Origin of the sequence: Rhizobium sp. YTU87027, from assembly GCF_050644135.1 — a bacterium.
GTDB lineage: Bacteria > Pseudomonadota > Alphaproteobacteria > Rhizobiales > Rhizobiaceae > Rhizobium.
This window is the reverse complement of record NZ_CP098441.1, coordinates 392206-408263: the sequence shown is the minus strand read 5'-3', so window position 1 is coordinate 408263 and position 16058 is coordinate 392206. Positions and strand designations below refer to the sequence as shown.

Below are 16058 nucleotides of genomic sequence, written 5' to 3'. Positions count from 1 at the left end.
CGAACATCGCCGTTGGGAGGGAAATACGATATGACGGACGCTGCTCAACTGAGCCTCCATGTTCCGGAACCTGCCGTCCGGCCGGGCGGCCAACCCGATTTTTCCAACGTGAAGATTGCCAAGGCCGGCCTTGTGCCGCGCCCCGAGGTCGACGTTGCGCCCGAGGAAATCCGCGATCTCGCCTATTCGATCATCCGCGTGCTCAATCGCGAAGGCGAAGCAGTCGGTCCCTGGTCAGGCATGCTTTCCGACGACCAGTTGTTGACCGGCCTGCGCAACATGATGAAGCTTCGCGCCTTTGACGCCCGCATGTTGATGGCGCAACGCCAGGGCAAGACGTCCTTCTACATGCAGCATCTCGGCGAGGAGGCAGTCAGCTGTGCCTTCCGCAAGGCGCTGCAAAAGGGCGACATGAATTTTCCGACCTATCGGCAGGCAGGGCTGCTGATTGCCGACGGCTACCCGATGGTCGAGATGATGAACCAGATCTTCTCGAACGAGAGCGATCCGCTGCACGGCCGCCAGCTGCCGATCATGTATTCGTCGAAGGAGCACGGTTTCTTCACGATCTCCGGCAACCTTGCGACGCAATACGTGCAGGCCGTCGGCTGGGCGATGGCGTCTGCCATCAAGAACGACAGGAGGATTGCGGCGGGCTGGATCGGAGATGGTTCGACTGCCGAATCCGACTTCCACTCCGCACTGGTTTTTGCCTCCACGTACAAGGCACCGGTTATTCTCAACATCGTCAACAATCAGTGGGCAATTTCCACGTTCCAGGGCATTGCGCGTGGCGGCTCCGGAACGTTTGCCGCACGTGGACTTGGCTTTGGCATTCCGGCGCTGCGCGTAGACGGCAACGATTACCTCGCCGTCTACGCCGTCGCCTGCTGGGCGGCCGAGCGTGCGAGGCGAAATCTCGGCCCGACGTTGATCGAGTATGTCACCTACCGTGTCGGTGCGCATTCGACATCGGATGATCCGAGCGCCTATCGACCGAAGACGGAGTCGGAAGCCTGGCCGTTGGGTGATCCGGTCCTGCGTCTGAAGAAGCATCTGATCGTCAGGGGAGTGTGGTCGGAAGAGCGCCACGTACAGGCCGAGGCCGAAATCATCGACGAGGTCATCGAAGCCCAGAAGCAGGCCGAGCATCACGGCACGCTGCACGCTGGCGGCAAACCCTCCGTGCGCGACATCTTCGAAGGTGTCTACGCCGAAATGCCACCGCACATTCGTCGCCAAAGGCAGAAGGCAGGTTTCTGACATGGCCAGAATGACGATGATTGAAGCGGTACGCAGCGCCATGGACGTCTCAATGGCGCGCGACGACAATGTCGTGGTGTTCGGAGAGGACGTCGGATATTTCGGCGGCGTCTTTCGCTGTACTCAGGGGCTTCAGGCGAAGTACGGCAAGACGCGCTGTTTCGACACGCCCATCAGCGAATCCGGTATTGTCGGAACCGCGATCGGCATGGCCGCCTACGGGCTGAAGCCCTGCGTCGAGATCCAGTTCGCCGACTACATGTATCCGGCCTACGACCAGATCACCCAGGAGGCAGCGCGCATCCGCTATCGCTCGAATGGCGATTTCACATGCCCGATCGTGCTGCGCATGCCGACCGGCGGCGGCATCTTCGGCGGCCAGACGCACAGCCAGAGTCCGGAGGCGCTGTTTACGCATGTCTGCGGCTTGAAGGTCGTCGTTCCCTCCAATCCCTATGACGCGAAGGGACTGCTGATCGCGGCAATCGAGGATCCGGACCCGGTGATGTTCCTGGAGCCGAAGCGGCTCTATAACGGGCCGTTCGATGGCCATCATGAGCGGCCTGTGACACCCTGGTCGAGGCATGAACTCGGCGAAGTGCCCGAGGGACACTACTCTATTCCCATCGGCAAGGCTGACGTGCGCCGTCCGGGCTCGGCCGTGACGGTGATCACTTACGGCACGATGGTGCACGTCGCGCTTGCCGCGGCCGAAGACACCGGCATCGACGCCGAAGTGATCGATCTGCGCAGCCTGCTGCCGCTCGATCTCGATGCAATCGTGCAATCGGTCAAGAAGACGGGACGTTGCGTGGTCGTTCACGAGGCGACTCTGACTTCGGGGTTCGGCGCGGAGATCGCTTCCCTCGTGCAGGAGCACTGTTTCTACCATCTCGAGGCACCGGTGGTGCGCGTCGCCGGTTGGGATACGCCCTATCCGCACGCCCAGGAATGGGACTACTTTCCCGGCCCCGGGCGCGTCGGACGCGCACTTGCCGAAGTCATGGAGGCCTGACGCATGGGCGAGTTTGTCATCAAGATGCCCGATGTCGGCGAAGGCGTGGCCGAGGCCGAGCTTGTGGAATGGCATGTCAAGGCGGGTGACCCGGTCAAGGAGGATATGGTCATCGCTGCCGTCATGACCGACAAGGCGACGGTCGAGATCCCTTCGCCCGTCACGGGGACCGTCGTCTGGCTGGGCGCTGAAATTGGCGACAAGATTGCAGTCAAGGCTCCGCTCGTCAGGATCGAGACGAGTGGCGGCGAGGCGAGCGGCCACGTGGAAGCGCGTCCTGCCGAAGTCCTTGCAAAAGCGACCGATAGCCCAGCGCCGAAGGCCGCCAGTGTGCCACGACCCGAGGCTGCGGCTCCGGCAGATAAGCCGCTAGCGTCACCATCGGTGCGGCTGTTTGCCCGGGAAAGCGGCGTCGACCTGCGTCAACTCAAGGGATCAGGTCCTGCCGGCCGCATCCTTCGCGAGGACGTCGAACAATTCATTGCCCGTGGCGAGCCGTCCTACATCCAGCCAGCCATGGCGAAGAAGACGTCGACCGAGGAGGTCAAGCTTACTGGTCTCAGGCGCCGGATCGCCGAGAAAATGTCGCTGTCGACGTCCCGCATTCCTCACATCACCTATGTCGAGGAAGTGGACATGACCGCGCTTGAGGAATTGCGGGCGACAATGAACCGCGACCGCAAGCGCGAGCAGCCGAAGCTCACGGTGCTGCCGTTCTTGATGCGAGCGATCGTAAAGGCAGTTGCCGAGCAACCGAACGTCAACGCGACCTTCGACGACGAGAAGGGCATTCTCACTCGTCACGGCGCCGTCCATATCGGCATCGCCGCGCAGACGCCTGCCGGGCTTGTCGTTCCGGTGGTTAGGAACGCCGAGGCGCGCGGCATCTGGGATTGCGCCAGTGAGATGGGCCGACTGGCGGAAGCTGCACGCGCTGGCACTGCGACCCGCGACGAGCTTGGGGGTTCGACCATCACCATCAGTTCGCTCGGCGCGCTCGGCGGCATCGTCTCGACGCCTGTGATCAACCATCCGGAAGTCGCGATCGTTGGGGTCAACAAGATCGCGGTGCGACCGGCCTGGGATGGAACGCAGTTTGTCCCGCGCAAGATGATGAACCTGTCCTCGAGTTTCGACCATCGCATCATCGATGGATGGGATGCAGCCACCTTCGTCCAACGTGTCCGGGTTCTTCTTGAAACCCCCGCCCTTATCTTCATCGAAGGCTAGGATCCATGAAAGAGATCGTCTGCAAGCTTCTCGTCATCGGCGCCGGACCGGGAGGCTACGTCTGCGCCATCAGGGCCGGACAACTCGGCCTCGACACCGTTATCGTTGAGGCCGACAAGCCCGGCGGCACCTGCCTGAACGTCGGCTGCATTCCCTCAAAGGCCCTCATTCATGCTGCCGAGGAGTTTGGCGCCACCAGACAAATGCTTGCCGGCAGGAACGCCATGGGCATTCGAGTCGAAGCCGCATCGATCGACCTTGCAAAGACCATCGCCTGGAAGGACGGTATCGTCGGCCGGTTGAATGGAGGCGTCTCTGCCCTCCTGCAAAAGGCAAGGGTCAAGATCGTCCATGGCCGGGCCGCCTTCCGTGACGGGAAAACGGTGGAGGTCGAGACCGAAGTGGGCGTGCAGGTCATTCGCGCCGAGACGGTGGTGATTGCTACAGGTTCAGAACCTGTCGAACTGGCTGCCATGCCCTTCGCAGGTCCGGTCATTTCGTCGACGGAGGCGCTTTCGCTCGCCGAATTGCCAAAGCAACTCGTTGTCGTGGGTGGAGGCTATATCGGCCTTGAGCTTGGCACGGCATTCGCCAAGCTCGGCTCGGACGTAACCGTCGTTGAAGCCATGCAGCAGATACTGCCGCAATATGATGCCGATCTCGTACGGCCGGTTGCACGACGCCTTGGCGAACTCGGCGTTCGCGTTCTGACAGGCGCAAAAGCGAAGGGCCTCTCGGACGACGGCAATGCGCTGGCCGTCGTAACGTCGGACGGCCAGCAACAGTTGTTTCCTGCCGATCGCGTGCTGGTGACTGTTGGTCGCCGTCCGAAGATTGCCGGATCGGGGATCGAGGAGCTCGATCTCGATCGCACAGGACCATACCTGCGCATCGACGATTGCTGCCGCACCTCGATGCGGGGCGTCTACGCGATCGGCGATATTACCGGTGAACCGATGCTGGCCCATCGCGCGATGGCGCAGGGGGAAATGGTCGCGGAGATTGTTGCCGGCAAGAAGCGCGCCTGGGACAAACGCTGCATCCCGGCGATCTGCTTTACCGATCCGGAAATCGTCACGGCGGGGCTTTCAGCCGATGAGGCTCGTGCTCAAGGCTACGCGATCCGTGTCGGGCAATTCCCGTTCAGCGCAAACGGCCGCGCAATGACGATGCTGTCCGAGGAAGGTTTCGTGCGGGTCGTCGCGCGTACCGATACCGGTCTTGTTCTCGGCCTGCAGGCCGTCGGTACCGGCGTATCCGAGCTCTCGGCTGACTTTGCGCTGGCAATCGAGATGGGCGCGCGGCTGGAGGACCTCGCGGGCACCATCCACGCGCATCCGACACGCAGCGAGGCTGTCCAGGAAGCAGCGTTGAAGGCACTGGGGCACGCGTTGCACATCTGAACGCCGTTTTGACGCGTGGTCGGCACTGGAAGCACGATATCTGTTTGGACACGCCGCTTTATCTGCTAGCTAGCGCTCCAATCAAGACCGGAGCAATTGGAATGGCCGCCGCATTCTACCGAGACTATATCGTTGATTTGAAAGCCAGGATCGACGACCTTCACGCCAACGCGGAGCGCTATCAGACCTATGAGTTGACGATGGAACTGCTCGCACAGAAGAACCTCGTCAGCTATTCCGAAAAGAAGGCGAAGGGGCAGACAGAGGGCCTGTCTTACCGTCGCGACTTCACGACGGGTCAAGCCGTCCAGATGCAGCAGCAAAGCGCCTATGCCCTGTTCAGCGGCTTTTTCAATCTCGGCCAGTTTCTGGCCTTTACGGGAGAGGGACGCGAGCAGGACGCGAAGCGGTTTGCAGAGCTTTTGACCGATAACTGGCAGTACCCGACATGCGCCATACACTTCATCTACCGCAAGAAAGGCCAGCCAAAGACGACATCAACCAGGATGCACTTTGTCGGGCTAAACGGAGAAGCCGATGCAGCAGTCTATGAGCGGCAGGCTCGAGCAGACGGCGTCGTGCAGCAGGGGCCTTTTTCATCTGCTGTGTTCTGGGAATGGAAGTAATGGGTTAGGCCTAGTCGCGGTCGGTTCGAGTGCGTCACAGTTGCGCCGCCAAGATCTAATGAAGGGCCGCTAAAGCCGGATCCGTGAATATGCGTTGCGCGAAGTAGATGGCCCCTGGCTTTGTCAGGTGGACCCTGTCCTGCGATAGGAAATGACCGTTTTCATCGAACACTGGCAGCGTCGTGCCGTCCCTGCCGACAAGGTGCAGAAGATCGACGAACTTGCCGCCCGGCGGAAGCGTCGCGCGCTGGATGTTGTTCTCATCAACGACGGACGGAAGCACCTTGGCCCGCGCGGCCGCGCGTTCATGAGACGGGATTCGCAGGAAGGGATTGAGGTTGTAGCCGAAATGTTTCGGCCCGACGACGATTAGCTTCTTTGCGTTCTCCGCGCCGATATCCGCGACCAGTTGGCCGGCGCAAGGGGCGGCGATATAGACGATAATGAAGACATCAGCCTCGTCGAAAAGCCGGGTTAGTTTTGGGGAGGGCGGTGCCTTGCTGGGGCATTCATAGTCGTCCCGATAGATCAGGTTGTAGTCCCTCTGGCGCCTGGCCTCCTCGATGATATTGACGAAATCGCGCCCTGTGCTGTCGCCCATCACCAGCACGTTTCGTCTTCCGTTCTTCGGAAAATCGTCCTCCTTGAAGCGGAAGACAGCCGCATTGTAAGCGATGAACATCCCACGCTCGTCGGTGCCGTTGAAGATACGATCGGGGAAGCCGTGACTGAAGTGCGCCCCGAGCCCGACTGAAAGCAGTACTGTCGCAGCCGTAGCGAGCCCCGTCGCAAAAAGCCGGATGGGCATAACGGAGCGATCTCGAAAGGGGGTCTCGACAAACTTCCACGTTAACCAGGCGAATATGAAGGTTGCTGCGACGAGGGCAGACATGACAGCGGGTGTAAGCGGATCGAGGCTGTAGGTCCGTGCAAAGGCAAACAACGGCTGGTGCCAGAGATAGACGCTGTAGCTGATCAGCCCAATGCCAACCAGCGGCGGCAGTGAAAGCATGCTGCAAGCGATGGTCCCCTGACGCGCAAACAGCAGGACCAGGGCAGTGCCGACGACCGGCACAACCGTGAAAAGCGAGGGAAATGGGACATTCTTATCGTAGAAGAAAATCGAGACGGCGATCAGAAGCAGGCCGACGGCGGAGAGCGCTTCGTTGCTTCTCCTCGATAGACGCAAGCCGACGAATGCGCAGATCGAGCCGACAAGGATTTCCCATGCGCGCGAGGTGGTCAGGTAGAAATTTACTTGCGGAGAGAGATGACCGCCGATCTCACACGTGATGAAACTTGCCAGCAGGATGACCGCCGTGGCCACCAGAGCGGATTTGCGCCCCCAGCGCCACAGGATCAGCAGCAGCAATGGGAAAAGCACATAATATTGCTCCTCGACGCCGAGGCTCCAGGTATGCAGCAGCGGCTTGAACTCCGCTTCCAAATCCCAGTAGCCGCTGGTCTTGGCAAGCAGCAGGTTGTTGGCAAAGAGCAAGGTTGCGACGACGCTTTGCCCAAAGTTCTCCAACATGTCCGGCAGCATCCAGAACCATGCGAAGGGGACGCACGCCACGACAACGACGAAAAGTGCCGGAAGGATGCGCCGGGCGCGACGTTCGTAGAACCGCGCAAGCGAGAAGCGTCCCTCGTCAAGTTCGTGAATAATGATTCCCGTGATAAGAAATCCGGAGATGACGAAGAAGATATCGACGCCGACAAATCCCCCGCTGAAAGGAGTAAAACCCGCGTGCCACAGAACGACCGGCACCACGGCAATAGCGCGAAGCCCATCAATCTCCCGGCGATGTTCCATAGACCTGGCCCTAACCGCAAATCTTTCGCCCATGCCCCGGTTTGCCTCGGTACACGGCGAGCTGTTGCCGACGCCGGCGGGCCTGTCCGCGCGCACCCAAAATCCGTATCACGGGCACATCCAGCGAATAATATGAACAAATGGCGTAGGGCCGCGATCGGCTGCTGCCGAATGCGGTAGCTGCGGACGGCCGCTCAGCCGAATAGTTAGCATGAGCCCGCCGCCTAGACCTTTTTGGCGGCGTTGTCCGAAAGCGATTCCAGGAAAAGTGGGGAGCGCTTGTCCATCGGCAAACAAGATAGCGTTTCCGAGAAAAGCGGAAACGTTCTAGCCACCTCGAATCGACCCACGCCAAACCAGTTCGGCATGAAGTCTGATCGACTGCCCGTGGATGGTGCCATCGTTCTCCGCCTTAGGAAGCGAAAGCCACTCGACCGTTTTGAAAGCGATCGCTGAAATCGGCTGGGCAAATGTCGTGAGGCCATAAGAAGACCCGGCGGCCTGCTCGATATCGTCGAAGCCGGCAATGCAGAGTTGGCCCGGCACCGAGATCGAGAATTGATGGCGGGCGGCATCCATGAAGCCGCAGGCCAAGAGATCGGTCGCGCAAAAGACGGCATCTGGACGTTCGCTGCGCGTCAGCATTCGCTGCGCCAGGACCTTTCCCGCCTCGTAGCCTGTCCAGCCATAGCGATCGACGGAAACCTCCATCCCGAGCGCGGCCGCCGCGGCAACAAAACCACGTTCTCTCGCCATCAGACTTGGTGTTCCCGCTTCCGAATTGGCAAAGGCCAGCTTCCTGCATCCCGCTCTGACGAAGGCCGTGACCACACGTCCGGCCGCCTCGCAATCGTCGAGGTTGATCCGCAACGGACCGGGTTGCTCGTCGTCGCGATTGATGAGAACAAGCCGCTGTCCACTGCGCAGGCAGAGTTGCGCGATCGACTTGTCCGGCATACCCGATAGGATGATTGAAGCATCAGCACGATAGCGGATCGCCTGGCGAAGGGCACGATCAACACTGCCGTCCGAGCGATCGGTATTGATCAGCATCGCGACCTTGCCGGCATTCTGCAGCAGCAACGTCAGTTCGCGCAGCAGCGCAGACCGGTAAGGTGTCGCGACATCCGAGACGATCAGACAGACGATGCCGCTCTCATTGCGCATGAGACCGCGCGCAAGCTCGTTGACATGGTAGCCAAGCGCTTCGGCAGCTTCGAGAACTCGCCGTCGCGTCTCTGCTGAGACACTGGCACCCGGCGTGAACGTCCGCGACACGGCGGATCGCGAAACGCCTGCCCTGTCGGCGACCTCCTGGGCGCTCACAAAAACCTTTTCAGACACGCGGTTCAATCTCCATTTGCCAGGACTGCGCACATAGCTGCAAAAGTGTGCAAGCATATGCTTCAACGCGGATGCATGAAACTTTTATGAACAAGCGTAGTGAAGCGACGACTGACGAGGCCCACAACTGCACGCGATTGCAACAAGAGCCGACGCAGTATCGACGTCGTGCGGCCATCGGGACTCGGACGAACCCGTGCGACTGCTTCCTGGCATGATCGTATCAGCCGAGATCATGGCACCGTCAGCTCGTATTTCCCCTATCCGATCCTGCGAGGACTGGATAGCGCGCTGCGGGAACCGTGATACGACGGCAGCCACTATCGGCGGCCCTCGAAGAACGGTTCATCGCGATTTCGCCAAAAGCACCCCATCTCGTGGTGGGGGTGCGGCGGCCTGCTCAATATGATAGATCGCACCGCCACCATCCAAGGAGGAGCCGGTGACGGCAGCGACCAATCAGGCAGATGCCCGGGCAAGCGAACTGATCCGACGGATTCTTGCCGAAAGCCCGCTTAAGGCAGCGGGTTTTATCGTGACGATCTACGGCGACGTCATCGAGCCGCGTGGCGGCATTGCATGGATTGGCAACCTGATCGAGACCTGTGTGGAAGTCGGCATCAGCGAGACGCTCGTGCGCACCGCCGTCTCGCGGCTTGTCGCCGCAGGTCAGCTTTCCGGTGAGAGAGAGGGCCGGCGCAGCTACTACCGGCTGTCGCGGTCGGCCGGCCGCGAGTTTGCCACGGCAGCGCGCGTGCTGTTTGGCACTCCTGAGGAGGGCAGTTGGCAGTTCGTCCATGTTTTGGGGCCTTCTGTCGAGGAGGCCATGCAAACGCTTAAACGTGCAGGCCATGCCCGTCTTGCCACCCGCCTGACGGTCGGGCCTGCAAGGATTTCGGCTGAAGCAATTCCTGGTTTGGTATTTCGAGCAGAGGTCCCGCTGGACCACGACGCCCTTCAGGCCTTTGCCTTGGAATACTGGGACTTGCCCACCCATGCCAGCGCCTATGAAACATTCCTGGAGCAGTTCGGCTCGATGTCAGATCCCGCCGAGACCACCGGGATTTCACCCGCAACGGCGCTTATAATCCGGCTTCTCCTGGTGCATCGGTTTCGCGCCGTCCATCTTCACGATCCAAGGCTGCCAGCCGCTGCATTACCCGACAACTGGCCCGGCAAAGCGGCACGGCAGTTATTTTCACAGCTCTATCGACGGCTCTCGCCTGCGGCGGATGCGTTCGTAGCCCGAACATTCCTGACGGCCTCCGGCCCCCTGCCAGCCTCAACGCCGACAACTAATCTTCGCCTTGAGACGCTTGCCAGCGAGGCCATCTAGCTCCCCGTTCCCGATGCTTTTCAGCTCGGTGCGCGGCTTTTGTGCTAGAATTTTCCCAGCAACATTAAACATTACATATCTACGCAAATACTCCATTGATCTGTGACATATCACATGCTAAATACATGACCGATCGGTCGGTTAATCAATGAGGGATTGATCGGCTTTGCGGGAGCAGGAGGAAATCGCGCATGTCGGAAGCGTTCATCTGTGATGCCGTTCGTACACCGATCGGTCGCTATGGCGGCGCATTGGCGACGGTGCGCGCAGACGATCTGGCAGCCCTGCCCCTTGCGGCGCTGATTGAACGCAATCCTGATGTCGACTGGAGCAAAGTCGATGATCTCATCTATGGCTGCGCCAATCAGGCGGGCGAAGACAATCGCAACGTCGCCCGAATGGCTGTGCTCCTTTCCGGCATGCCGATCACCGTTCCAGCAACCACCGTCAACCGCCTGTGCGGATCCGGCATGGATGCCGTCGGCATGGCTGCAAGAGCCATTCGCGCCGGTGACTGTGACTTCGTAATTGCCGGTGGCGTCGAAAGCATGAGCCGCGCGCCTTTCGTGATGCCGAAGGCAGACAGCGCCTTTTCCCGCGCCAACGCCGTCCACGACACCACGATCGGCTGGCGCTTCGTCAATCCGAAGATGAAGGCTGAGTTCGGCGTCGATTCCATGCCTGAGACAGCCGACAATGTGGCGGCCGATTTTGGCGTCAGCCGCGCCGACCAGGATGCATTCGCGGCCCGTAGCCAGGCGCGTTGGGCGGCTGCCCAGGAGGCGGGCCTGTTTGCGGACGAACTGGTTGCCGTCAAGGTTACGCAGAAGAAGGGTGATCCCGTTGTCGTCGATCGCGACGAACACCCGCGCCCAGGCACGACGATCGAACAGCTTTCAAGGCTCAACGGGGTAAACGGACCGCACCTCAGCGTCACCGCCGGCAATGCGTCGGGCGTCAATGACGGTGCGGCGGCCCTTGTCGTCGCAAGCGAAATGGCTGCAAAAGCCCAAGGCCTGACACCGAAGGCACGCATCGTGGCAATGGCAGCAGCCGGCGTCGAACCGCGCATCATGGGCGTCGGTCCCGCACCCGCCGCCCGACGGGTGCTCGAGCGCGCTTGTCTTTCGATCGGCCAGATGGACGTGATCGAGCTGAACGAGGCATTTGCCGCCCAGGCGCTCGCCGTGCTGCGCGATCTGGACCTCGCTGATGATGCGCCCCATGTCAATCCGAATGGCGGTGCCATTGCGATGGGCCATCCGCTGGGCATGAGCGGCGCACGACTGGTGACAACGGCAACCTATCAATTGCACCGCCAGGGCGGTCGCTACGCGCTTTGCACCATGTGCATTGGCGTCGGCCAAGGCATCGCAATCATCCTCGAGCGCATCTGACGCGCGACGGCAAAGGAGACGAACCATGTACGCACAGATGGTCAAGACCGACAGCGCCCGCGTCAAGACGCTCGATGAGATGGATCCGGTCGAACGTGCCTTCCAGGAGCGCATCGACGCCGGCCAGAAGATCGAGCCGAAGGAATGGATGCCGGAAGGCTATCGCAAGACACTGATGCGCCAGATCAGCCAGCATGCGCATTCCGAGATCGTAGGCCAACTGCCAGAGGGCAACTGGATCACCCGAGCCCCGACGCTCGAGCGCAAGGCAATCCTGCTCGCCAAGGTGCAGGATGAAGCCGGTCACGGTCTCTACCTTTATTGCGCTGCCGAGACGCTCGGCATCAGCCGGGACGAGATGTACGAACAGCTGCACAGTGGCAAGGCGAAGTACTCCTCGATCTTCAATTACCCGTCGCTCAGCTGGGCCGACATCGGCGCGATCGGCTGGCTGGTCGATGGCGCGGCGATCATGAACCAGGTGCCGCTGCAACGCTGTTCCTACGGGCCTTACGCCCGTGCCATGGTGCGCATCTGCAAGGAAGAAAGCTTCCATCAGCGCCAGGGCTTCGACATCCTGATGAAGATGGTCAAGGGTACACCTGCCCAGAAGGAAATGGTCCAGGACGCACTGAACCGTTGGTGGTGGCCGTCGCTGATGATGTTTGGGCCCTCTGACGACGCATCGGTGCACTCCGCCCAGTCGATGTCCTGGAAGATCAAGCAGAACTCGAACGACGAACTGCGCCAGAAGTTCGTCGACCAGACAGTCCCACAAGCTGAATATCTCGGCCTGACAGTGCCTGATCCCGATCTGAAGTGGAACGAGGAAAAGGGCGGCTACGACTTTGGCGAGCCCGATTGGACAGAGTTCTTCGCCGTCATCGCGGGCAACGGCCCGTGCAATGCCGAGCGCCTCGGTGCCCGCCAGAAGGCATGGAACGACGGTGCGTGGTTCCGTGATGGTCTCATTGCCCATGCCGAAAAGATGAAATCACGACGCGACGTCGCTGGGATCGCCGCCGAATAAATATCAAAGCGCCCGGAAGGGCGCCGCTCTGAGCAGTTGCTATCGTAACAAATACGCGATTTTCGGGTCTTCGACCGAGGAGTCGCAAGCAGGGAGAAACAAAGATGTCCAGCGAATGGCCCCTCTGGGAAGTCTTCATCCGCGGCCAGCACGGCCTCAATCACCGTCATGTTGGCAGCCTTCATGCACCCGATGCCGAGATGGCCGTCAACAACGCCCGCGACGTCTACACCCGTCGAAACGAGGGCGTGAGCATCTGGGTGGTTCGTTCCAGCGACATCACGGCGAGCGCACCGTCGGAAAAGGGCCCGCTGTTCGATCCCTCGAATTCGAAAGTCTATCGCCACCCGACCTTCTTCGACATTCCCGAAGAAGTGGGGCATATGTGATGAGCGCGATCTCCAATATGTCAGTCAGCGACACGGCGCTTTTCGAGTTCCTGACGCGCCTCGGCGACAATGCGCTGATCCTCGGTCATCGCGTGTCAGAATGGTGCGGACATTCACCGGCCCTTGAAGAGGACATTGCGCTTTCCAACACGGCCCTTGACCTGATCGGCCAGACCCAGCTCTGGCTCGGCCTTGCCGGCGAGATCGAAGGTCGGGGCCGCAGCGCTGACAATCTTGCCTACCTGCGCGATGCCCGCGACTTCCACAACGTTCTGCTCGTCGAACGTCCGAACGGCGATTTCGGCAAGACGCTGATGCGTCAGTTCCTGTTCGACGGCTGGCATTTCCTGATGCTGAAGGCACTGTCGCAATCGACAGACAAGCGCATCGCCGACATTGCAGAAAAGGCTTTCAAGGAAGTGGCCTACCATCTTGATCGCAGTCGCGATCTGATCATCCGTCTTGGCGATGGCACAGCCGAAAGCCACCAGCGAATGCAGGAGGCGCTTGATGAGCTATGGGCCTATACCGGCGAACTCTTCATCGGCGACCAGATTGATGCCGAGCTTGCTTCCGCAGGCATTGCACCGCAGCCCGAGACCCTGAAAGCCGAATGGGACGAGCTGGTTGGCGAGGCCCTAAACGAAGCGACGCTCAAAAAGCCAGCCGATGGTTTCATGCATAAGGGCGGCAAGCGCGGTATTCACACCGAGCACATGGGCTTCATTCTGGCTGACCTGCAATTTCTGCAGCGGGCCTATCCAGGGGCGACCTGGTAACGGAAGGAGGCGGTTATGACGACCGCAACTTTGCCATCCACCGCCGATGTCTGGCAGTGGCTTGGAGAGGTTCCGGATCCTGAGATTCCGGTGATCTCGCTTGTCGATCTTGGCATCATCCGCGATGTCAGCTTTGAGGATGACACGCTGGTTGTGACGCTGACGCCGACCTATTCCGGCTGTCCGGCAACCGCAATCATCAACCTCGACATCGAGCGGGCACTCAAGGAAAGGGGGGTCGAAAAGCTGCGACTGCAGCGGCAGCTTTCGCCTGCCTGGACGACGAACTGGATCAGCACCGAAGGTCGCGACAAGCTCAAGGCCTACGGCATCGCCCCGCCGGTCGACGGCACCGCCATAGACGGCATCCTGCGCCAGCGCATTGACCGGCTATCCGGCCGCTCCAACCTGACAATCGCCTGTCCGCGCTGCGGATCGACGAACACGGAAAGGATCAGCCAGTTCGGATCGACGCCCTGCAAGGCGAGCTATCGCTGCGCCGACTGTCTGGAACCATTCGATTATTTCAAGTGCATCTGACCCTTTGCCTAGTGAGGTCCGCAACATGGCACGTTTCCATTCCCTTCAGGTCACCGACGTCAGGCGCGAGACGCGCGATGCCGTGGTCGTCACGCTTGCCCCGCAAGACGAGGACCGCGGTTCGTTCGATTTCACGCAGGGCCAGTACCTGACGTTCCGCCGCAAGTTCGACGGCGAGGAGCTGCGCCGGTCCTATTCGATCTGTGCGGGACGTGACGAAGGCGTTTTGAGGGTCGGAATCAAGCGGGTCGATGGCGGCTGCTTTTCGACCTGGGCAAACGAAGAATTGCGGATCGGTGATACGCTGGAAGCGATGCCGCCGATGGGTGCGTTCTTTACCGCGATCGAACCTGAGGTTTCCAAGAGCTATCTCGGCTTTGCCGGCGGCAGCGGCATCACGCCGGTGCTTTCCATCATCAAGACCACGCTTTCGCGCGAGCCCCGTTCGCGCTTCACGCTCGTCTACGCAAACCGACAGATCAGTTCGATCATGTTCCGTGAGGAACTGGACGACCTGAAGAATACCTATCTTGGCCGCCTGTCGATTCTGCATGTGCTGGAAAGCGAAGCCCAGGATATCGACCTCTTTACCGGGCGGATCGACGCGGAGAAGTGCGCAGCACTCTTCAAGCACTGGATCGATCCAAAGTCGGTCGATACCGCCTTCATCTGCGGTCCAGAACCGATGATGCTGACGATCGCAGCCGCCCTTCGCGATCACGGCATGCGCGAGGAGCAGATCAAGTTCGAGCTCTTCGCGTCCTCGCAGCCCGGCCGCGCACGCCGCAAGACCGAAAGCGTTTCCGCCGCCGACAGGGAGGCCGCATGCGAGGCAACCGTAACGCTCGACGGCGCCACCCGCATCTTCAAGATGCCAAAGCAGCGGCAAACGCTGCTGGAAGCCGCTCTCGAAAACAGCATGGACGCCCCTTATGCCTGCAAGGCAGGCGTCTGTTCGACGTGCCGGGCCAAGGTGCTCGAGGGCGAGACCGAGATGGAGGTCAACCATGCACTCGAAGACTATGAGGTCCGCCAGGGCTACGTCTTGACCTGCCAGTGCTATCCGCTGAGCGACCGTGTCGTGGTCAGCTACGACCAATAAGGCGCGAAGGCGAGGGAGGAATTGCCGATGTCCGATACGATGCCGATCGAGGAATATCTGCTCAAGGGCGGCGTGCTGACGTCGCCTGATAATGTGCCCCCGCGCTATCGCGGCGAGCTTCTGCGCCTGATGGCGAGTTTCGTCGACAGCGAGCTTGCGGGTGCCGCCGGCTTTGCCGACACGATCAACGATGCGCCTGGTATCAAGGAGCGCATCGCTTCCGCAAAAATCGTACTTGAAAAGACTGACCATGCCGGTCGCGTTCTCGATATCATGGGCAGTTTCGGCGCAGATACCGGGCGATATGCCGTGCATCATCCCTGGGACGTCCGCCTGACACGCGAGGCCGATATCGGCGCCGCCCGTCGGGGCGGCGACATGCGCCTTTCCGTTTTCCACTATCCGCTGCAGGGCTGGATCGACGCGGTCGTCATGAACGTGCTGATGGGCACGGCGAGCACAATCCAGCTACGCGAGCTGACCCACGTTTCCTATCAGCCACTTGCCGAAGTGTTCCGCGCGATTCTGCCGAGAGAGGCCCATCACACCGAACTTGGCATCGAAGCGCTGAAACGGATTGCCGAAGATGACGAAGGGGCGAAGGCCGCGCGTGAAGCGATCATCTATTGGCGTCCGCGCGTTGCCGCAAGCTTTGGATTCTCCGGATCGGCTCGCTACGAAACACTGTCCCGTTTCGGCCTTCGCCATACCCCTAACGAGGCGCTGTTGTCTGAATGGCAGGCGGCAATCGACGCGCAGCTTGCGGCGCTCAATCTGAACTGACCCGG

The 16058-nt window shown here is 60.5% G+C and carries 15 protein-coding genes; 13 read left to right on the top strand and 2 right to left on the bottom strand.

The annotated features are described in order from the left end of the window. Positions 1-30: 30 nt before the first annotated feature. The 5 genes from NBG89_RS20670 (at position 31) to NBG89_RS20650 (ending at position 5537) form a co-directional block, all read left to right on the top strand. A complete protein-coding gene (locus tag NBG89_RS20670; protein ID WP_431323996.1) occupies positions 31-1263 on the top strand; it encodes a 3-methyl-2-oxobutanoate dehydrogenase (2-methylpropanoyl-transferring) subunit alpha in 1233 nt (410 codons plus the stop codon). Position 1264: 1 nt separating this feature from the next. Beyond that, positions 1265-2278, top strand: coding sequence for an alpha-ketoacid dehydrogenase subunit beta (locus tag NBG89_RS20665; protein ID WP_431323995.1), 1014 nt, complete (start codon positions 1265-1267; stop codon positions 2276-2278). A 3-nt stretch (positions 2279-2281) separates the two neighbouring features. Next, entirely contained in the window at positions 2282-3508 is a 1227-nt protein-coding gene (locus tag NBG89_RS20660) for a dihydrolipoamide acetyltransferase family protein (protein ID WP_431323994.1), read from the top strand. A gap of 5 nt (positions 3509-3513) precedes the next feature. Next, positions 3514-4911, top strand: a complete 1398-nt coding sequence (gene lpdA, locus NBG89_RS20655; protein ID WP_431323993.1) for a dihydrolipoyl dehydrogenase — start codon at positions 3514-3516, stop codon at positions 4909-4911. Positions 4912-5012: 101 nt separating this feature from the next. Further along, complete coding sequence (locus tag NBG89_RS20650; RefSeq protein WP_431323992.1) at positions 5013-5537, top strand: hypothetical protein; 525 nt, start codon at positions 5013-5015, stop codon at positions 5535-5537. A gap of 55 nt (positions 5538-5592) precedes the next feature. Here NBG89_RS20650 and NBG89_RS20645 read toward each other — a convergent pair whose 3' ends face one another. Then, the gene (locus NBG89_RS20645) at positions 5593-7353 is read right to left on the bottom strand and encodes an acyltransferase family protein (RefSeq protein WP_431323991.1); all 1761 of its coding nucleotides are present in this window, start codon (positions 7351-7353) and stop codon (positions 5593-5595) included. A 327-nt stretch (positions 7354-7680) separates the two neighbouring features. Beyond that, positions 7681-8697 (bottom strand): LacI family DNA-binding transcriptional regulator, encoded by a 1017-nt coding sequence (locus NBG89_RS20640; protein ID WP_431323990.1) that lies wholly within the window; start codon positions 8695-8697, stop codon positions 7681-7683. Between the two features lie 442 nt (positions 8698-9139). Between NBG89_RS20640 and paaX the strand changes: the two genes are divergently transcribed. The 8 genes from paaX to NBG89_RS20600 all read left to right on the top strand — a co-directional run bounded on the left by paaX (position 9140) and on the right by NBG89_RS20600 (position 16053). Next, the gene (paaX, locus tag NBG89_RS20635) at positions 9140-10033 is read left to right on the top strand and encodes a phenylacetic acid degradation operon negative regulatory protein PaaX (RefSeq protein ID WP_431323989.1); all 894 of its coding nucleotides are present in this window, start codon (positions 9140-9142) and stop codon (positions 10031-10033) included. 191 nt (positions 10034-10224) lie between these two features. Next, complete coding sequence (pcaF, locus tag NBG89_RS20630; protein WP_431323988.1) at positions 10225-11430, top strand: 3-oxoadipyl-CoA thiolase; 1206 nt, start codon at positions 10225-10227, stop codon at positions 11428-11430. Positions 11431-11455: 25 nt separating this feature from the next. After that, the gene (gene paaA, locus NBG89_RS20625) at positions 11456-12460 is read left to right on the top strand and encodes a 1,2-phenylacetyl-CoA epoxidase subunit PaaA (RefSeq protein ID WP_431323987.1); all 1005 of its coding nucleotides are present in this window, start codon (positions 11456-11458) and stop codon (positions 12458-12460) included. 104 nt (positions 12461-12564) lie between these two features. Beyond that, positions 12565-12849 (top strand): 1,2-phenylacetyl-CoA epoxidase subunit PaaB, encoded by a 285-nt coding sequence (paaB, locus tag NBG89_RS20620; protein ID WP_088705202.1) that lies wholly within the window; start codon positions 12565-12567, stop codon positions 12847-12849. Further along, positions 12849-13628, top strand: a complete 780-nt coding sequence (gene paaC / locus NBG89_RS20615) for a 1,2-phenylacetyl-CoA epoxidase subunit PaaC (RefSeq protein ID WP_431323986.1) — start codon at positions 12849-12851, stop codon at positions 13626-13628. The genes paaB and paaC overlap by 1 nt, the downstream gene beginning before the upstream one ends. 15 nt (positions 13629-13643) lie before the next feature. Then, complete coding sequence (gene paaD, locus NBG89_RS20610) at positions 13644-14168, top strand: 1,2-phenylacetyl-CoA epoxidase subunit PaaD (RefSeq protein ID WP_431323985.1); 525 nt, start codon at positions 13644-13646, stop codon at positions 14166-14168. Positions 14169-14193: 25 nt separating this feature from the next. Beyond that, positions 14194-15270 carry a 1,2-phenylacetyl-CoA epoxidase subunit PaaE gene (gene paaE / locus NBG89_RS20605; protein WP_431323984.1) on the top strand — a complete coding sequence of 359 codons (1077 nt, stop codon included), beginning with the start codon at positions 14194-14196 and terminating at the stop codon, positions 15268-15270. 27 nt (positions 15271-15297) lie between these two features. Then, positions 15298-16053: a Phenylacetic acid catabolic protein gene (locus NBG89_RS20600; RefSeq protein WP_431323983.1), complete on the top strand. Its 756-nt coding sequence runs from the start codon at positions 15298-15300 to the stop codon at positions 16051-16053. Positions 16054-16058: the final 5 nt, after the last annotated feature.